Source organism: Coralliovum pocilloporae (genome assembly GCF_030845175.1).
Classification (GTDB): domain Bacteria; phylum Pseudomonadota; class Alphaproteobacteria; order Rhizobiales; family Cohaesibacteraceae; genus Coralliovum; species Coralliovum pocilloporae.
Genome location: NZ_CP132542.1, coordinates 2,212,875 through 2,231,071 on the forward strand (window position 1 = coordinate 2,212,875; position 18,197 = coordinate 2,231,071).

Below are 18,197 nucleotides of genomic sequence, written 5' to 3' on the forward strand. Positions count from 1 at the left end.
TCTATGCAGCAGCCACGTCTGACAGGAAGCTGCTGATGCGCTGTTTCAACTCCCGGGTCTGGGTGTTGATGTTGTGAGCCGCTTCCTCAGCACTCCCGGCAGACTGACGCGCTTCTGTCACGGAGCGGGAGATATCATCCGTGCTTCTGGACATGGCCATGGTCTGATCGGTGGCCTGGCGGATGCTGCTCGAAATCCGCGCAGTGGATTCGCTCTGTTGCCGGATTGCGTCTGAGGTGGCACTGGTGGCCTCGTTCACTGCTGCCATCGTGTCGGCAATACCGCTGATGGACGACAGGGCATTGGCTGTTGAGGCCTGCACCTGCTCGATGCTGGTGGAAATATCCTCGGTGGCCTTGGCCGTCTGGCTGGCCAGCCCCTTGACCTCGCTTGCAACAATGGCAAAGCCTCGCCCGGCTTCACCGGCGCGGGCTGCTTCAATGGTTGCATTCAGCGCAAGCAGGTTGGTTTGCTCGGCAATGGCGCGGATCAGTACCACGACCTCGCCGATACGCTGGGCAGCATCATGCAGCTCAGCAACCTCCGCATTGGTGCGGTTGGCCTGATCTGACGCATTGGTCACCGTTTCCTGCGTCCGGATAAGCTCCTGATCAATCCGGGCAATGGCATCAGACAGGGTTTCAGCCGATTGTCCGACAGTCTGCATGTCTGTGGAGATTTCTCCGGACTGGGAGACGGTCTGATGGGCTGTCTGTTTCGCGCTTTCGGAAACCGCAGAAAGAGAAGCCGCCGTATTGGTCATGTTGGAGGTGGCGTGGTCCAGTGTTCCGATCACCCGCTCGATATCGTTCTCGAAACTTGCGATCATGGTTTGGACGCGTTCCTCGCGGGCAAGGCGGGCCTCAGTCACGTTCTTGTTTTCGTTCTCAAGGGTCTGGCGGTCCTCGGCGTTCTGGAGGAAGGTCTTGAGAGCCTGGGCCATGGTGCCGATCTCATCTTTCCGTCCATCTTCAGAGAGAGTGATGTCCAGATGACCAGCGGCCAGTCTGTCCATGGCACTGATGATCCGTGCAAGGGACCGGGACAGGCCGTTGGCTATCAAGAAGCCCAGAAGACTGGTACCTGCAAGAGCCAGCAGAACGATGGCAATGGCGAAGGTGAACTGCGTCTCTGTCCGGCTGGTGACAGCCGCCGCGTCAGCCTGGGCCACGTCCTTGACTGTTTTCAGCAAGGTTTCCATCCGGGCCGTCAGCTCATCATGCTGGGCCGTCATGACGTCCAGCATTGGCAGTTGGGTCACAGGCTCACCGGAAATCGCCTGCCGGGTGTTCTGGCTCCACTGGTTGAACAGTGTGCTGAACTCTTGGAGTTGACGGGACAACTCCCCTGTGGAGGCAAGTCCGGCCAGGGTTTGAAGCTCGGCTTTTGCAGCGGCAATATGCTGATCATAGTCCGGCATATAGCTGTCTGGCAGAGAGAGCTGTGTCATGGTCAACTGGCTCTCGACAATCTCGTGAGCTGCTTCCATGTGAGCTTTGGTTTTGCCGGTCCCGTCTTCCGTTTTCAACAGGCGGGTCATCAGCGATCGCGTGTCTTCGGCGGCAGTCCAGCCAATCCAGGTAATGCCCGCTGATGCGGCCAGGCTGGCGGCGGACAGGATCAGGATGATGGCAATCAGGCGTGCTTTAATCGACATGATATGGCCTCATCAGTTCGGCAGCAGAGGAACGGGTGTGAGAGATTTCTCAGCCGTCAGGGATTGCAGGAAGGCGACCAGATCCCGCCGCTCATCTTTTTTGAGACGGAAGCGGATCATCTGCGGAGAGATGGAGGGCCTGTTTTCCCAAAGGCCCTCGTAGTGAATGATTACATCCTCCAGAGTGCGGATGGATCCGTCATGCATATAGGGCGCACGATGGGTCAGGTCGCGAAGGCCTGGTGTCTTGAAAGCATGCTGTGCCTGCGGATTATCAGGCTCCAGCGCACCACGGCCAATATCATCAGATGGCAGACCGATATCGTGAAACCGGTTGTCTGTCATGTTCCAGCCGGAATGGCAGGCTACGCAGCCAGCCTTACCGACAAACAGCTCAAATCCTCGCTTCGCTTCCTCGGAAATAGCCGTCTCGTCGCCGTCGACCCATTTGTCAAAGGGCGCGCGGGCTGACACGATGGTCCGTTCATAAGTGGCAATGGCCCGCAGGATATTTTCCCGCGTTATACCGGTCTCCGGGAAGAGCCGCTTGAACCATTGACGATACTCATCAACCTCGCTGAGCCTGTCTGTGATCTGGCCGAAATGACCGTTCATCTCGACGGCTGCCGTAATTGGCCCTTCGGCCTGTTTGGCCAGTGTCGGCGCACGGCCATCCCAGAAAAACTCATCAGTCCAGGCCAGATTGAGTACGGTCGGGGCGTGGCGGCCAAGTGGGGTATTGGCCGCCCCGATGGCGCGAGCCACCGGTGCCTCGTAACCGAAGGAAGGATTGTGGCAGGTGACACAATTCATGTTCTGCGCACCGGACAGACGCGGATCGTAATACAGCATCTTGCCCAGAGTGGCGATGTGAAGGGAGTAGGGAGACCCTTCAGGGAACGGGATTGTGTCTGGTCTTTTGAAGGTTGATCGGTCTGCCCCGCTCGATGCATAGACAGGTCCCGTCAAGGCCGCCGCCAGCACGGCAGCCAGTGTGATAAGCGTTTTCCGCATGTTTTTGCCCCGGTCATAAAATACCACAGACGACCCTGTATGGGGTAAGTGAATGCTTTATTAAGGCGGGGATCACATTTTAGCGAATATTCGAATTATCGAATGAATTAACTGAAACTCCGTGAAGAATTGAAAGCTGCTGGTGTGGAAAACCGAGAATACATCAGCTCATGACTTGCCCGAGTCACAAAAGATTTGTCTGTTTACTTGGATCGCCTTGCGACTTTAGTCGTGTAGTTGTTGTGCTAACCCACCACTTGCATGTCCTGAAGTGATGCTGAATGCTGCAACTTTAGATATTTGAGGGGCGAACATCGTCTGGTATACCGGATATGATAAAGCTCGTTTTGGTTGGGATAAAGTTATTGAGAAAACTGAGGGCCAGGGATACTGCAGAAGACGCCAATGATCGTGGTTTTGAGGCTTACGAAGCCGGCAACTATCGTGAAGCGGTCAGCCAGTTCAAACGCGCTGTAAAATTACTCCCGGAGGAGCGGCTTTATCAAACCTGGGCAGGTCTTTCAGCGAGAAAAGCAGGAGATGATGAGGATGCAGAGCGCTATTTCAAGGAGGCCTTGAGGCTTGCGAAAAGCGGTGCATGTCCTGACCAGGAAGCTATATCCGCAAGCTTGTGTCATCTTGCCAATCTTTATAAGTCGCAAGAGAGATACTCCGAGGCAGCACTGCTTTATGAGCAATCTCTCGCAATTGACCATGCCATTGGAGCACCGGACTATCCGGATATTGACGCAACCTCAGGTAATCTCGCCCATGTCTATCTGGAAGAAGGGGCCTACGAGAAAGCTCAGCCTCTCTATGAATGTTGTCTTGATGTAAGACGGAAAGTATTGGGTGCTGATCACCCGGAGGTCACCTCTGTTCTGAACAGGCTTGCTGATCTGTATCAGAAACTGGGGAATTACAAAAAGTCGGAAGAAGCCTACAGAGACATTCTCGAAATAGAGGAGAACAGACCTGAGCCGGACACTCTTGCGATTGGAGAAATTCTTTGGGACTGCGCGGATGTTTATGTAGAGCAGGGGCTCTATGCAAGAGCACAGGCCTACTACGAGAGGTCTCTCCAGATTTACGAAGAAAAGTCAGGGCGGGATAGTCAGGAGGCTATCCTTGTGGCTGGATGTCTTGCGGAACTTTATGGGTTGCAGGGGCAATATGAGAAATCCCGGGCTCTGCATGAGAAAGTCCTTCTTATGAAGGAAAAGATCATGGGGCCTGATCATGCTTCAACGGGCGTAACGCTCAATGGTTTGGGGTCTGTGTGTTGCGACCAAGGGAACTATCAAGAGGCTGAGGCGTTTTATAATCGAAGTTTGGCCATCAAGAAAAAGGCACTCGGTCCTGACCATCCGTCTGTCGGTGCAACACTCGGTAATCTAGGCGAGCTTTATAAGATAAAGGGCGATTTCAACAAGGCTACGAAATACCTTAAGCGATGTCTTGCCATCGATGAGAAGAGGCTCGGCCCGGAGCATCCGGATACTGCGGTGACTTTGAACAATCTTGCCAGTGTTTACAAAGCGCAGGGTCTTCATGAGAAAGCAGAAGCGCTTTTCATTCGGTCGCTGGCGTTCAAGGAAAAAGCATTCGGGTCCGAGCATCCTGGCGTGGCGATAACGCTGGACAATCTCGCAGGTCTTTATGAGAAGCAAGGCCTGTATGAAAAGGCTGAATTGAATTACGAGAGAGTCCTTGCCATTGGGGAAAAGACACTGGGCCTTGATCATCCTGAAGTCGCAGTAATCTTAAACAATTTTGCTGATTTTCTTGAAAATCAAGAGTTTACCGAAAAGGCGGAGCTGCTTTTCAGGCAAGCTGAGGCAATTTGCAAAGCAAAGCTACCGGCAGAGCATCCGCGTATTGTGGATATTGAGAAGAGGCTGGCGGATTTTCAGAACAGCGCCGAAGAACCGGGAAACAAAATAATACATTGAGGGAGAAGTCTGGTCGGAGTGGCAAGATTCGAACTTGCGACCCCCTCGTCCCGAACGAGGTGCGCTACCAGGCTGCGCTACACTCCGTCAACCAGTGAGCGGGCTTATAACTTGCCGGGGGCGCTTGTGCAAGTCTGCTTTGTGAGACGCCTCGCTGTTTTTCACAGATGGCCCAGGGCGGGTTTGCAATATTCGCAGCAGGTTTTGAATGAAGCGTGCGCCGAGGGGCAGGGCGCGGGATCAAAGAACCCCGCGTCCGTTTACCCAGTCCATCATATGCGGCCTGTAGGCGGCGAGTTCGGCTTCAACGGCGGGCTGTTCTGCAAGCCAGGTGCGATAGGCTGTGACCGGCTCCGGCCAGACTACATCAAGGCTTAAGGGGTGTGAGAAGACATCTATCCAGGCAAACGTGATCGGGAAACCGCAATCGCCAATGGTCAGGCCCTTGCCCCATAAAACGGGCGACAATTCCAGCAGCCGGCCGAACTGGTCGAGCCGCAGGTTCAGCATGTCACACAGGCGAGGCAGGGCATCAGCATGCTGCTGCTCGGGTTTGACATAGGGAAAGAAGGCCCGCAGGGCTGGTTCCAGTCGCGTATCATGAAACCGCGCCCGCTCCCGTGCCTGGGCTCGTTCAGCCGGTGTCCCAGGCAGAAGAGCCGGTTCGGGATATTGCTCGTCGAGATATTCCAGAATGGCTTCTGAATCCGCCAGCAGAAGATCACCATCCAGAAGCGCGGGCAGGGTGCCTGACGGGACGCGGGCCTGATAGTCCTCAGATCCGCAGCCGTCAGATGGTTCTGTCTCCTGCCAGTCCAGCCTCTTGTGACGCAGGCCCACGCGCAGCTTGGCGCAGTAGAGGCTTTCGGGTGACGTGTAGACTGTCAGCATGAACCGGGATCCTGATCAGGAATTGCCTTCGCTCAGCAATTGCCATTTCCGGCCAAGCTCGTCGAAGAAACCGCGCTCCTGCTTCAGCTGGATCCAGGTATTCACATAGTTGATCCAGACCTGATCGCCCTGGGGCAGCAACATGGCAATCGGTGTTGGAGATTTCGGCTTCGAGACCGGCACAATCATCATGTTCTTGTATTTGGCGACCAACTTGTTGGCTTCCACATTGGAGGTGATGTGCGCATCAGCCCGTCCGGCCAGCACTTCCTGAAAGTCTCGGGCCGGAGCTTCTACAATCGTGTGCTGGGCATTGGGGAAAAACTGCTTCACCTGCTTTTCCTGAGTGGTGCCAAGGGTGGCGGCAACCTTGACATCCGCCTTGTCCAGATCTGCCCAGTCCTTGAAGCGGTCTGCATTCTTCTTCAGGGTCAGCGGCACGGTGGCGAGCGAGAAATAGCTGTTGGAATAACCGGCTGCCTTGGCACGGGCCGGGGAAATGGAGGCAGAACCGGTCATGTGATACTTGCCGGAGGTGACGCCGCTGACCAGTGTTTTCCAGTCGGTCGGTACGAATTCAAGCTTGACGCCAAGGTCATTGGCCAGCTCGGTCATCACATCGATATCATAGCCGCGATAGGAGTTGGTGGCCGGATCCTTCATGGTCATCGGGTTCCAGTCACCGGTGGTTCCCACTTTCAGCACGCCTTCGCTGAGAATTTCCTGAAGCACCGATTGCGCCTGGGCCTGGGCCGCAGACAAAACAAGCAATGCAGATGCCGCAAGGGCGTGAAAAAGTCGCATCATTTCCTCCAGAACATTGGTTCATTCGGTGCCAATAGTGCCCGAGTGCATTCTGAATGCAAGGCCTTTGACCCCGTTTTCCGATTGATTGAGAGGGCAGATCCGCTCATTTCGTTCTTTCTTTGTTTCAGAGAGCGTTAGAATGGATAAAATAGGCGAATCTGAACCTTTGGTATCACACAAAAGTGTAGTGCTTTTCTCATACGCATCGTACCTAACACTCAGATTACAAAGCAGGACTGCTGGGAGAATCGGGATATGGAAGCCGGGGCATCTGACCCGATCATCCGCGTGAAGGATGTGAACAAGTATTTCAATACCTTTCAGGCGCTCAAGGCAGTCTCGCTTGATGTGGCCGCAGGTGAGCGTGTGGTTATTTGCGGGCCATCCGGGTCCGGCAAGTCCACGGTTATTCGCTGCATCAACGGGCTTGAGCAGCATGACAGTGGCACAATCCATGTGGATGGGACTGAGCTGACCCGCAGCAAGGCGTCGATGGATGCGATCCGCTCAAGCGTCGGGATGGTGTTCCAGCAGTTCAATCTGTTCCCGCATCTCACGGTTCTGCAGAACCTGACCCTTGGCCCGGTCCGTGCCCGCAAAATGGCCCAGCAGGAGGCTGATGATCTGGCGCGCCATTATCTCGAGCGCGTTCAGATCCCGGATCAGGCCGACAAGTATCCGCGCCAGTTATCAGGTGGTCAGCAGCAGCGTGTGGCGATTGCCCGGTCTCTCTGCATGCAGCCGAGGATTCTTCTGTTTGATGAACCCACCTCGGCTCTTGATCCGGAAATGATCAACGAGGTGCTGGATGTGATGACAGAGCTTGCCGGCTCCGGCATGACCATGATCTGTGTGACCCATGAAATGGGCTTTGCCCGCAAGGTGGCTGACAAGATGGTGTTTATGGATCACGGCGAGATTGTCGAGACGGGAGAACCGGAGCAGTTCTTCACCGCGCCGGGAAGCCGTCGCTGTCGCGATTTCCTCCAGAAAATCCTGCAGCACTGAGCGGAAGGACGAAACTCATGCGCCGTATGTTTCTGTGTCTTCCGCTGTTTTTGGTGCTGGGCGGCTGTGCCGGTGATCAATGGGGCTGGTATGTGGTTGATCCGTCCACACCTGCCGGTGCCCGTAATCTGTCTTTCCTGCTGAGCGGAGCCTATTACACGATCCTGTTGTCGCTCACAGCAATCAGTATCTCTGTTGTGGTCGGGCTGGCGGTTGCTCTGCCGGGTCTCTCATCCAGGCGACCACTGCGCTGGTTCAACCGGACTTATGTGGAAATCGTTCGGGCCATTCCCATTCTGGTGCTGATCCTGTGGGTTTACTACGGTCTGCCACAGGTTGCGGGCATTGCCATCAGTGTCTTCTGGGCCGGTGTCATCGCCCTTGCCCTGTCCGACAGTGCGTTTCAGGCTGAGATTTTCCGTGCCGGTATCCAGTCCATTGACAAGGGACAGTATGAGGCGTCCCATTCGATCTCGCTCAACTATACCGATACCATGCGGTTCGTAATCCTGCCTCAGGCGATCCGACGTATTCTGCCTGCACTGGGCAACCAGTTTGTCTACATGCTGAAGATGTCCTCACTGGTTTCGGTCATCGGCATGCAGGAATTGACCCGCAAAGCCAACGAGCTGGTAGTGTCTGAATATCGGCCGCTGGAGATCTATTCGATCCTGGTGCTCGAATATCTGGTGCTGATCCTGCTGGTGTCCGCAGGCGTTCGCTGGCTGGAACGGCGGATGAATGCGGATCAGGAGCGCTAAAGCACCAGACCTTTCACGTGAATTGGCAGCGGTGCTTTAAGAATTTACCTCTGCGCGAGCTCTGGCCTGGCTGAATGTGTCTCTGAATATCCGGGAAGAGAGTGGCTGGGGCGGCTGGATTCGAACCAGCGATACACGGTACCAAAAACCGATGCCTTACCACTTGGCTACGCCCCAACAGGCGACAAATCACATCTGCCGCCAAAAGGTGGGGGCTTCTATACCCCGTTCCCCTGTCTGCTTCAACCGGCTTTTCCAGTCTTTTTTCACCTGTGGATCAGAAGCCGGTTTGTGGAGCACAGACTATCCCTTCACGCGCTCGTTCTGCGGGTCGTAGAGACAGTCATCCACTACGCGTGCAGGCGTCATCCGGCCCAGCATCTGAACGTGGCATTCTGTGCCGGGTGCGGCGTGTGCCGGGTCCATGAAGGCCATTGCGATGTTCTTGCCTGTCCGGTGTCCCCAACCGGCAGAGGTGACTGTACCGATAACTCTGCCATCGAGAATGAGAGAGTCGCCCGGATGCGCCGGAGCATCATCACAATCGAGAACCAGTGTGACAAAAGTCTTGCGCAAGCCGGCTTGAACGCGCGCGTCCATGGCCTCTTTACCGAAGAAGTCCTTGCCGCTCTGAACAAAACGTTTGAGGTTGCTTTCAATCGGATTGAACTCGGTGATCAGATCCGCTTTCCAGTGCCTGTAGCCCTTTTCAAGCCGCATGCTTTCTGTGGCGTAGAGGCCAAACGGCGTGATGCCATGGGGCCTGCCTGCTTCGTTCAGCAGCTTCCAGACAAGGTAGAGCTGGGCGTTGGGCACATGGATCTCATAGGCCAGCTCGCCGGAGAAACTCACGGACATCACCACAGCTTCGGCAGAACCGATGAAGCAGCGACGGGCTGACAGCCACGGGAAGCCCGCAGACGACCAGTCCTGACGGGGGGAGGCGCTTTCCAGAACCGTGCGCGACAGCGGACCTGCGAGAACCAGAATAGTCCAGTCATTGGTCAGACTTTTGATTGTAATCGACCCGTCATCCGGCAGATGGTCACGCAGCATGTCCATGTCGTGATATTCAGCCGCAGCAGCTGATCCATACCAGACTGTGTTGTCATCAAGATTGGCCAGGGTGGCTTCGGCCCGGATATTGCCGTGCTCCGAGAGGAAATAGGTCAGCCCGACCTTGCCTTCCTTCTTTGGCACCCGGCTGCAACTGAGACCGTCCAGCCAGTCGTGAACATTCTCACCGCAGATCTCGAACCGGTTGAAGCCGGAAACTTCCATGATGCCGACACGGTTCTGGACGGCATCCACTTCAGATGCCACCAGATCGTGAGTATTGTTGAAACGGAAGGAATGCTGTTCCTCGAACTCTGCATCCGGCTTGAAATAGGTTGCCCGCTCCCAGCCATTGACGGTGCCGAACTCTGCGTTCATGCCATCCAGAACCGCGTAGAGTGGTGTGGTTTTGGCAGGCCGTCCGGCAGGGCGGTGCTCGTGCGGCATATGGAAACGGAACTCGTTCTGATAGTCCTCAATGGCCTTGAGAGCGGTATATTCCACATTGGCATAGCGCGTGAACCGCCGGGGATCGAGACACCATGTGTCCCATTCGCTTTCCCCATGCACAATCAGCTCAGCCAGAATTTTGCCATGACCGCCGCCTTCGCCCAGACCGGCACGCAGGCCGATGATTGAGAAAGCGTTGCGGACACCAGGAATGCGCCCGACCAGGGGCAGGCCGTCGGACGTGTAGGTAATCGGACCGTTGACCACCGTGTGAATGCCGGTTTCCGTGAGGCACGGCAAACGCATGAAGACCCGTTCCATATTGTCCAGACAGCGGTCGAGATCATTGGGGCAGAGGGCATTGGTGAAGTCAGGCGAAATGCCATCCATGCCCCAGGTCTTGCAGCCCTGCTCATAGATGCCGACCAGAAGACCGTTCTTCTCCTGGCGGGAATAGAAATCATCCAGTGGGTCTCGCAGCAGCGGCACCCTGTGGTCCATGGCCTCGATCTCGGGGATGGGCTCAGTGAGGAAATACATGTGCTCCATCGACATGACCGGATGGTGCACACCCATCATCGCACCCACTTCATTGACCCGGTAGCCGCAGGCATTGACAACAATCTCGCAATGAATATCGCCAAGCCTGGTGTGGACGATCCATTCCCCATTGGCTTTCTGTGTCAGGGCTTCTACCGGATTGAACCGCACCACTTCAGCTCCTGCATTGCGGGCACGACGGGCAAGAGCCTGACAGAGCTGGGCCGGATCAATATCGCCATCCAGTGGGTCCCACAGCCCGCCGACAAGCTCATGGGTCTCAATCAGTGGGTGACGTTTCTTGCATTCTTCCGCATCAATGACTTCAAAATCGACGCCCATGCCTTTCGCCATGGAGACAAAATGGTGATAGCCGTCCAGGTGGTCCTGGGTTGAGGCAAGGCGGATGCCGCCGCTGGCATGGTGATAGTTGATCGGATAATCCGGGTCTTCAGCCAGTTCCTTGTAAAGGCGAATGGAATGAGATTTCAGGCCGACCATGGTCTGGACCGCGCCGAAATTGGTGACCTGGGCAGCAGAGTGCCAGGTGGTGCCCGAGGTCAACTCATCGCGCTCCACCAGCATCACGTCTGTCCAGCCTTCCTGGGTCAGATGATAGAGCGTTGAACATCCGGCGATCCCGCCGCCGATCACCACCACGCGCGTCTGTGTTTTCATCCTGAACCGGTCTCCGTCGAAGATTGACTGTTACCGCAGAAGCTGCGCGATAAGTGTATCGGGCGTCAATCAGGGAAGATGAGGTTCAGCTTTCCTGAACAGGCAGTTCGGAAACACATTTCAGACGCTCTGTTGTCCATCCGGATCGTCAAGCAGTTCAAGCCAGTTGCCAATTGTCTCGTGAAGCGCTCCTTCGGCAAAATACTGCTTGCGGATCAGACGTCTCATCAGATTGGCGAACTCGCGTGGCAGCTCACCAAGCTCATCCTTCCGGGCGAGAAGAGTGATGGTCCGGCTGAGGCCAGGGAAGGGCGGTTTGATCACATCCAGCTCGCCATGGAAGCGCTGGCACTGCGCGTAGGAAAGCGGAGTTGAGAGCGTCCAGCCTTTAGCCTGTTTCAGGGCAGCAAACACTGAATAGCTTGAATCGAATTCCAGTGTTTTAGGTGCCTTGAGTTTGACCCGCCCCAGATGGGCTTCGACCATCCGCGCCATGGGCAGGTATCGGGCATAACGGATCAACTGGCTGCGCCGAAGCACATCCATCGGATCACTGCCGGTCTTGAGCAGGCCGGGGCTTGTCACCAGAACAAACTGCTCGCGCAGGAGGTCGTGCTGTTCAAAACTGTCGTCAAGATCATCGGTGCGCGCCACGACCACAAGATCTGCATCCCGATTGGCCAAAGCTTCCATGCAGTCGCGCGTGCCGCCGGACCACATCTCGAAAGACCCGTCGCGGTATTGCCGCGTCAGCTCGCTTGCGAGATCCGGGGTCACACCTGCCTCGAACTCGTCAATCATGGCAAACCGCAAGCTGGGCAGGGCTGAAATTGACCAGTCGGTCAGCCGCGCTTTCATCAGGCGGATATCACCGATAATCCGCTCTGCGGATTCAAGAGCGATCCGCCCGGCAGGGGTCGGGACAATAGGGCGGGCCATGCGGTCCAGCAGCTTGAGGCCGAGCGATTGCTCAAGATTGGTGATCTGCTGGGACACGGTTGCCGAGCTGACCGACAATTGTTCCGAGGCATGGGAAATAGAGCCGGTCTCGGCAACGGCCAGAAAGATCTCAAGACCCCAGAGTGTGACATGGTTTGTGGTCGGCATTCTTGTTATCCGTTTATTTGTCTGCGGCCTGACCTGTTTCGACCTTTGTGGCCAGTGTTGACTGAACTTGCAGCCGCCGTCAAACCATCATCGCGTCATGGGCATTGATCAGGCCGGACGTTGCCCGGAAGTCGCTGTTTCGGTTTCCTGACCGGGCGCTTCGAATCTGGCGAACAGATGAGATATCGGGGTCATTGGCCTTTTGTCTCGTCTAAGGTGCGTGACTGGCCAGCTCAGCTGTCTGTTCAGATGATCTGTTCAGGCCAATAAATGCAGTCAGTCTGTTCAAGCGGATGGAGGATAATCCGATGAAGCGGTTCAACGGTCAGTTCACACAGCAGGAGGCTTTGTCGCCAGAAGCCATTGAGGCTGCAGTGACCGTCCTCCAGCACGGTCGTCTGCATCGCTACAACACGCTGGGAGATGAGCTGTCTGAAACCGCTTTGCTGGAAGTGGACTACGCCCGCTATCAGGAGGCGCGTTATTGCCTTGCCTGCGCATCCGGTGGCTATGCCCTTCATATTGCTCTGGTGGCTTCCGGACTCAAACCGGGCGATGTGGTTCTGACCAATGCCTTTACACTGGCACCTGTCCCCGGTGCCATCAGGAATGCCGGAGGTGATCCGGTCTTCGTCGAGGTGACAGACGACCTGGTTATCGATCTGGACGATCTGTCCCGCAAGGCCCGCGACACGAAAGCCCGCTTCCTGATGCTGTCACACATGCGCGGACATCTGGTCGACATGGATGCGCTGATGGCCCTTGTTGATGAGCATGACCTGATCCTGATTGAGGACTGCGCCCACACGATGGGGGCGAACTGGGGTGGACGCAAAAGCGGATCGTTCGGCAAGGCTGCCTGCTTCAGTACCCAGACCTACAAGCATATCAATTCAGGTGAGGGGGGGCTGCTGACGACAGATGACCCCGAGCTGATTGCACAGGCCATTCTGTTGTCCGGATCCTATATGCTCTATGAGCGGCACGAGGCTGCACCGGGACCGGAACAGTTTGCCGAACTCCGCTATGTGACACCCAACTGCAGCGGTCGAATGGACAATCTCAGGGCGGCTATCCTCCGCCCGCAACTGGCTGATCTGGACCGCCAGGTCGAACGCTGGAACGAGCGTTACAGGGCCGTTGAAAAGACCCTTGAAGCATGCCCCGGAATTACCGTCCCCATGCGACCGGAGAAGGAATTCTACGTGGGCAGCTCCATCCAGTTTCTGCTCGATGATCTAGATGGTGAGGGAACAGAAAAGTTCCTTTCTGAATGTCTCAGACGTGGCGTTGAACTCAAGTGGTTTGGAGCAGCCCAGCCTGCCGGATACACAAGCCGCCATGACAGCTGGCGCTATGCCTGTGCACAGTCCCTGCCGCAAACAGATGCCGTCTTGACACGGCTCTGCGATATGCGCATACCACTGACCTTCTCTGTTGATGATTGCCGCCTGATCGGCGAATTGATCGCTGAAGCGCGTGGAGCAATCTGAGCTGACGTGTGAATAACCTGACCGGATGTCTGTTTCATCTGAATCGATTCATTCAGGACTGAAACAACAGATTGAGGGTCTTCATTCTGCTTCGCATCAGCTTTTGAATCACTTGTTGAGAGAACCTGATGTAATGATTCGCCTTGTTGAAGAAGGTGAGTCAATATATTGATGTTATTGTAGAAAAACAGATTACTTAAAGTATTTGAATCTGTTTGTTTAGGATATGAACGGGTTATCCTGACCAGCAAGAATGTGCATGGCAACCTGGTCAGCGCTCCACAAGGCGCACTCCATATAACCGCCCGAGAGATAATCGCCACACACATGAAGGCCAGGGCGCTGATTCATTGCTTGAAGAAATTTCAGCGCCTGCCCCTGATAGCCTGGCGGGTTTTGCGGGATGGCCCGGGCATGCCGCGTCACATGGGTTTCGATGACCTTTCCTGACAGGCCTGGGAAGTGCTGGTCGAGTTCACCAACCACGCGCATGGACAGAATCTCATCACTCAAACCCATCGAACTTTGAGAGGCCGGATGACAGATCCAGGCCTGCAGAATTGACTTGTTGTCAATTCGCGCAGCAGGATTTTTCTGGCTGGCATCTATGCAGAAACTGACGATCCGGAGCGGGTCAGGCCGGAACATGTAGGACCAGATTCCAGGCTCAAGTTCCTCATCGAGAAACAGGGTCACAACAACGGCCGGAGGTTGCTTTACCGACTGCAGGAAGGCCCGTTCTTCAGCATAGTCTCTGGGGAGCAGATCAGCTGTGATGGCAGGCGGTGTTGCCAGCACGACATGAGCGCCTTCATGGGTAGAGCCATCGTCCGTTTCCACAGCAACGGCCTTGCCATTGTCCATCACCAGACTGATCGCGCGACGATCATAGAGCGGGTCGACCAGGTCGGCGAGCGCGTGATGGAGGGAGGCAATGCCACCCTTCAATCCGAGATAATCGGTCATCACGATGATCCGCATCAGACGGACCACATGCAGCAGTGAGATGTCGCTGTGATCCGGCTCCGTGAGCGCGCCTGCGGCCACGAGTGAGCGGATATTGTACTCTCGCTCAAACGGGTCGCGGATCACGTCATAGGCCGACAGCCTGTCTACCGGAGAAGGGGTGTTGATGCCGTAGGGGTCAATCCGGTGACGGAGCATCAGCCAGCTGCCTTTCAGCAACAGCCTGAGATTGTCCATCAGGTCACCGGACCTGATTGTCGGGATGCGGTGCCCGGTGGTGAAGGAGCCGGACGGGACGCGGTCATCAAAGAAACGGGTCTTGCCTTTGATCGTGAACAGATCATCCGCAAGCCCGCAGCGTTTGATGAGGGAGAGGGCCCGGCTGTAGTTGCTGTGGAAATATTGTGTGCCCACATCGACAGGGCCGATATTCTCGGGACCGGTTATGGTCTGGGCCCGCCCTCCCGGTCTGTCATTGGCTTCCAGAACGGTGACATCATATCCTGCATCCTTAAGCCTGAGTGCGGTAGACAGCCCGGCCAACCCGGCACCGACAATGACAGCGGATGACATGAATACGCTTTTGCTCCCGTTTTCTTATCCTGCATCACGTTCTGATAGGATTCGCAGACAAAATAAAACCCCGATCAGATGACCGAGGTTGATATGTCTTGGGTGTAGCGTCAAGCAGTGCTTCAGACACTCAGTCGAGCGATCTGTTCAATGCGGGATGATCCTGAGCTACCAATCGCCTTTGCCTCGCCGATGAACTCGACGCCAAGCTCCGAACCTTTGCGCCATTTACGCTGGCAATCATAGACGATTTTGTCCGCCTTGAGATAGAGCTGGAAATGACTTGGAATCTCGACAGATTCATCAACTTTCAGCTTTGCGCCCTGATCGGAAACATCACGCATCACGCAATCGACTACAAATGCGGAGTTGCTGTAAACGATCTTGGCCGCTTTAAGAACACGTCGACGGGATCCCTGCCGCTGCTCGTTCTGTTCTGCCTGCATGTCTGGCCTCATACTGCCGTTAAAATGCGCACCCCTACGCCGTTTGCTCAACTATGCCGCAAAGCTGCTTTCAAAACACTTAATGCCAAAGGTAGCATTTTACCAAAACCGTCTATTTCAGAGGACTTTGGTTCAAAAATCGGGTGTTTATATCACAGATAGTTCACATGTACGGAAGCTAAAATGTCGGATCTAGCGTGGAATTGACAGCGTATTTGCCTGCCGCATTTTAACGAATCGGATGGCCCGCTGTGCAGATGGCAGGTCGATTTTCTTGTATTCCGACAGTGAACGATGAGCCGTTGACTCAGGCAGGCGCAATTTCCTTGCACGCAGAAGAGCCACCTTGTGGAAGGATCCATCGGACAGGTCAACCGAGCGGCAGAGCACAATTGATGGTTCGTCTTTCACCTGAAGCAAGACATTATTGGCGACTGATTCCGGCAGCTCTGCCACACTTGACAGAACAAGGGCTATTTCCCTGATCTGATCATGATCAGCGAGATCATTCACAGCGTCATCAAGAGAAATCTGGCCATTCTGGATTTTGCGGATCAGGATACGGGCATCGAGCCTGTCCTGCCGTGTCGCCAGGCTTTCAGCCTGTGCTTTGAACTGGGCATCATCAAGCAGCTTTTCCGCCTTGTCATGATCCAACTGGAACAGCCGTGCCAGACGGTCCTTGGCATCCGGCGGCAGGATAGGCAGCAATTGCTCTGCCACATTTTTCGGCAGATCGTGCCGTTCGGCCAGATTGTCACGGAGGACGTCATCATGGCAGGCCTCTTCGGCCATGCGATTCATGCCGTTCTCAGAGAAGCAGGCACCCTTGTTGGAGGAGACCTCCTGCCAGACCGGCTTTCCGCCATGCTCAAGCAGGGCGTCAGTCACAGGCTCGCTCAGGGTTTCACGTTTGGCAAGCGCGACCCGGTGCTCGTCACCTTTGTCGCGACTGATGGAAATCATGTCGTTGTCGGTCAGCACCGGCGATTGCTTCAGAATCGGCTCGGCAACGTTGATTTCATCATTGGCCAGCTTAAGGGCCAGTTCGCGAGGCAGGCAGGCATTGTTTGCTGATACATTGGAAAACTGTTCACGAGCATCCACATCGACCAGATCCAGCATCCGGGTCAGAACGTCTCGGAAGAGCAGAATCTCCCGATCTGAATGCAGTTCGGAATCTGTCAGGAAGAGATCCGAGATCTCTGACAGGAGTTCACGGCGCTTTTCGCTTGATGTATCTGAAGCCAGTGCCGTTAGTCTGTCTAGCATTCTGCTTGCCCCACTTAATATTCAGGAGAGCCTTTCTGGCTGCTCTGACTATGAAGCTAACCCATACGGGTAAACAAACCGGTAGCAAAATTTCAAAATAACCGGAAATCGGTAAAGCCGTTTCTATCGTTAAAGAAGCGTTGATGGCGCTGTGTGTCGAGAGGTACAGCGCCGGGCGCGATCAGCGTTCTGTAAAGGCTGAATCGATAGACCGGTAGATCGGTTTGAGAAGATAGCGGGCCAGCGTCTTGTTGCCGGTGATAATATCGGCCTGGACCACCATGCCTGGCAGAATGGGATAATCCCTGCCACCACGAGTCAGCGATGAACGATCCATGCTGATCTGGGCCTTGTAATAAGGCTCGCCTTCTTCGGTTGTGAAGGTGGACGGTGAAATCGAGTTCACAACGCCATTGATCGTTCCATAGAGAAACGGATCGAAGGCTGTGAGCTTGACCTCGGCAGGTGCACCTTCCTGCACATGGCCGATATCGTTGGGCTGGACACGAACCTCAGCCACCATGCGCTCGCCAAGTGGGACGATCTGAGCAACCACATCGCCTGGTGCAATAACCGAACCTGAAGCCTTGTATTTCAGCTCCTGCAGAATACCGCGTACAGGTGCCGTTACCGTCAGGCGATGGACGCGATCCTCGAATTTAGCGATCTGGGTCTGGGTCTCGTTCAGCGATGCATCAGCTTCTGCGCGTTCACGGGAGAGCCGCTGTCTGAAGTCAGCCGTCAGCTTTTCAATCTCTGCCCGGATTTCCTCAATCGACTGCTTTGTGGTCAGAACCTGACCTTCTGCAGACGCCAGATCACTGGACAGTTCGCCATGCTGTGCTTTTACGTCCAGGACGGCCCCACGGGATGAAACTTTTCTTTTGAAGAGCTCTTCGGCCATCTGCAACTGTTCAGCTGCAATCTCGAGACGGGCTGTATAGGCGGCTCTGTTTTTCTTGGCGTTCTCGTGCTCTGTCTCACGCAGTCTCAGCCGGGTAAGGAGTGCTTTCTTATCCTTGATATGCTGCGACCACTCCACATTATAGAGGGCCTTCTGCCGGTCACGGAAATCATCTGAGATCTTGAGGGACGAGAAATCAGGGCGCCTGCCTTCCAGAAGGGCTGTCAGCCTGACAACCGTCGCCTTGAGGCCCTGCGCACGCACAACCAGCTGCTCCAGGTCACTGGTGCTGGCCACTGGCAGCAACTTGAGAATAGGTGTGCCTTTTTCGACGATCTGGCCTTCGCTTGCAAAGACCTGATCGACCTGTCCGCCTTCAAGATGCTGGATAGACCGGATATGGCCTGCCGGTTCAACCTTGCCCTCCACGAGAGCCACCTCGTGGATAGTGGTCATTGCAGACCAGGCCATGGCACCAGCCACAAACAGCGAGGCACCAAGAAGGAACCGGCGAAACAATTTCGGCGGCCTTTCTTTCTCAAGCACAAGCGGCAAGGTCAGTCTGTTCGGACTGAACCCATCCGTATGGCTTTTGCTCTTGCTGCTCTTTGTCATGGTTGAC

At 55.2% G+C, this 18,197-nt stretch carries 14 protein-coding genes and 2 tRNA genes; 4 read left to right on the top strand and 12 right to left on the bottom strand.

All coding sequences use genetic code 11. The annotated features are described in order from the left end of the window. Position 1: 1 nt before the first annotated feature. Both RA157_RS10310 and RA157_RS10315 read right to left on the bottom strand, forming a co-directional pair. Complete coding sequence (locus RA157_RS10310) at positions 2–1,657, bottom strand: methyl-accepting chemotaxis protein (RefSeq protein ID WP_350333038.1); 1,656 nt, start codon at positions 1,655–1,657, stop codon at positions 2–4. Between the two features lie 12 nt (positions 1,658–1,669). After that, a complete protein-coding gene (locus tag RA157_RS10315) occupies positions 1,670–2,671 on the bottom strand; it encodes a cytochrome-c peroxidase (RefSeq protein ID WP_350333039.1) in 1,002 nt (333 codons plus the stop codon). A gap of 332 nt (positions 2,672–3,003) precedes the next feature. Between RA157_RS10315 and RA157_RS10320 the strand changes: the two genes are divergently transcribed. After that, the gene (locus RA157_RS10320) at positions 3,004–4,623 is read left to right on the top strand and encodes a tetratricopeptide repeat protein (protein ID WP_350333040.1); all 1,620 of its coding nucleotides are present in this window, start codon (positions 3,004–3,006) and stop codon (positions 4,621–4,623) included. A gap of 10 nt (positions 4,624–4,633) precedes the next feature. Here the strand turns inward: RA157_RS10320 and RA157_RS10325 are convergent. From RA157_RS10325 to RA157_RS10335, 3 genes are all read right to left on the bottom strand, one after another. Further along, positions 4,634–4,710: transfer RNA gene (locus RA157_RS10325), tRNA-Pro, on the bottom strand. 153 nt (positions 4,711–4,863) lie between these two features. Further along, complete coding sequence (locus RA157_RS10330; protein ID WP_350333041.1) at positions 4,864–5,514, bottom strand: glutathione S-transferase family protein; 651 nt, start codon at positions 5,512–5,514, stop codon at positions 4,864–4,866. A gap of 15 nt (positions 5,515–5,529) precedes the next feature. After that, complete coding sequence (locus tag RA157_RS10335; RefSeq protein WP_350333042.1) at positions 5,530–6,321, bottom strand: transporter substrate-binding domain-containing protein; 792 nt, start codon at positions 6,319–6,321, stop codon at positions 5,530–5,532. Between the two features lie 255 nt (positions 6,322–6,576). Between RA157_RS10335 and RA157_RS10340 the strand changes: the two genes are divergently transcribed. Continuing rightward, the gene (locus RA157_RS10340) at positions 6,577–7,329 is read left to right on the top strand and encodes an amino acid ABC transporter ATP-binding protein (RefSeq protein WP_350333043.1); all 753 of its coding nucleotides are present in this window, start codon (positions 6,577–6,579) and stop codon (positions 7,327–7,329) included. Between the two features lie 17 nt (positions 7,330–7,346). Then, positions 7,347–8,090: an amino acid ABC transporter permease gene (locus tag RA157_RS10345; protein WP_350333044.1), complete on the top strand. Its 744-nt coding sequence runs from the start codon at positions 7,347–7,349 to the stop codon at positions 8,088–8,090. A 102-nt stretch (positions 8,091–8,192) separates the two neighbouring features. On the opposite strand, the gene RA157_RS10350 is transcribed toward RA157_RS10345, so the two are convergent. The 3 genes from RA157_RS10350 to RA157_RS10360 all read right to left on the bottom strand — a co-directional run bounded on the left by RA157_RS10350 (position 8,193) and on the right by RA157_RS10360 (position 11,921). Further along, positions 8,193–8,267: transfer RNA gene (locus tag RA157_RS10350), tRNA-Gln, on the bottom strand. 126 nt (positions 8,268–8,393) lie between these two features. Beyond that, a complete protein-coding gene (locus tag RA157_RS10355; protein WP_350333045.1) occupies positions 8,394–10,814 on the bottom strand; it encodes a GcvT family protein in 2,421 nt (806 codons plus the stop codon). Between the two features lie 120 nt (positions 10,815–10,934). Next, positions 10,935–11,921, bottom strand: coding sequence for a LysR family transcriptional regulator (locus tag RA157_RS10360; protein WP_350333046.1), 987 nt, complete (start codon positions 11,919–11,921; stop codon positions 10,935–10,937). 308 nt (positions 11,922–12,229) lie between these two features. Here RA157_RS10360 and RA157_RS10365 point away from each other — a divergent pair, with 308 nt between their 5' ends. Next, entirely contained in the window at positions 12,230–13,414 is a 1,185-nt protein-coding gene (locus RA157_RS10365; protein WP_350333047.1) for a DegT/DnrJ/EryC1/StrS family aminotransferase, read from the top strand. Positions 13,415–13,633: 219 nt separating this feature from the next. Here the strand turns inward: RA157_RS10365 and RA157_RS10370 are convergent, their stop codons facing one another. From RA157_RS10370 to RA157_RS10385, 4 genes are all read right to left on the bottom strand, one after another. Beyond that, entirely contained in the window at positions 13,634–14,953 is a 1,320-nt protein-coding gene (locus RA157_RS10370) for a protoporphyrinogen/coproporphyrinogen oxidase (protein WP_350333048.1), read from the bottom strand. Between the two features lie 122 nt (positions 14,954–15,075). Next, positions 15,076–15,399, bottom strand: a complete 324-nt coding sequence (locus RA157_RS10375; RefSeq protein ID WP_350333049.1) for a PilZ domain-containing protein — start codon at positions 15,397–15,399, stop codon at positions 15,076–15,078. 192 nt (positions 15,400–15,591) lie between these two features. Then, entirely contained in the window at positions 15,592–16,671 is a 1,080-nt protein-coding gene (locus tag RA157_RS10380) for a DUF2336 domain-containing protein (protein WP_350333050.1), read from the bottom strand. Between the two features lie 181 nt (positions 16,672–16,852). Beyond that, complete coding sequence (locus tag RA157_RS10385) at positions 16,853–18,190, bottom strand: HlyD family type I secretion periplasmic adaptor subunit (RefSeq protein ID WP_350333051.1); 1,338 nt, start codon at positions 18,188–18,190, stop codon at positions 16,853–16,855. Positions 18,191–18,197: the final 7 nt, after the last annotated feature.

Bases quoted from the DNA above. Each gene is read 5' to 3' on its own strand.
- RA157_RS10370 (WP_350333048.1), bottom strand. From the start codon at position 14,953: ATGTCATCCGCTGTCATTGTCGGTGCCGGGTTGGCCGGGCTGTCTACC.
- RA157_RS10340 (WP_350333043.1), top strand. From the start codon at position 6,577: ATGGAAGCCGGGGCATCTGACCCGATCATCCGCGTGAAGGATGTGAAC.
- RA157_RS10345 (WP_350333044.1), top strand. From the start codon at position 7,347: ATGCGCCGTATGTTTCTGTGTCTTCCGCTGTTTTTGGTGCTGGGCGGC.
- RA157_RS10315 (WP_350333039.1), bottom strand. From the start codon at position 2,671: ATGCGGAAAACGCTTATCACACTGGCTGCCGTGCTGGCGGCGGCCTTG.
- RA157_RS10320 (WP_350333040.1), top strand. From the start codon at position 3,004: ATGATAAAGCTCGTTTTGGTTGGGATAAAGTTATTGAGAAAACTGAGG.
- RA157_RS10310 (WP_350333038.1), bottom strand. From the start codon at position 1,657: ATGTCGATTAAAGCACGCCTGATTGCCATCATCCTGATCCTGTCCGCC.
- RA157_RS10375 (WP_350333049.1), bottom strand. From the start codon at position 15,399: ATGCAGGCAGAACAGAACGAGCAGCGGCAGGGATCCCGTCGACGTGTT.
- RA157_RS10330 (WP_350333041.1), bottom strand. From the start codon at position 5,514: ATGCTGACAGTCTACACGTCACCCGAAAGCCTCTACTGCGCCAAGCTG.
- RA157_RS10355 (WP_350333045.1), bottom strand. From the start codon at position 10,814: ATGAAAACACAGACGCGCGTGGTGGTGATCGGCGGCGGGATCGCCGGA.
- RA157_RS10360 (WP_350333046.1), bottom strand. From the start codon at position 11,921: ATGCCGACCACAAACCATGTCACACTCTGGGGTCTTGAGATCTTTCTG.
- RA157_RS10335 (WP_350333042.1), bottom strand. From the start codon at position 6,321: ATGATGCGACTTTTTCACGCCCTTGCGGCATCTGCATTGCTTGTTTTG.
- RA157_RS10365 (WP_350333047.1), top strand. From the start codon at position 12,230: ATGAAGCGGTTCAACGGTCAGTTCACACAGCAGGAGGCTTTGTCGCCA.
- RA157_RS10385 (WP_350333051.1), bottom strand. From the start codon at position 18,190: ATGACAAAGAGCAGCAAGAGCAAAAGCCATACGGATGGGTTCAGTCCG.
- RA157_RS10380 (WP_350333050.1), bottom strand. From the start codon at position 16,671: ATGCTAGACAGACTAACGGCACTGGCTTCAGATACATCAAGCGAAAAG.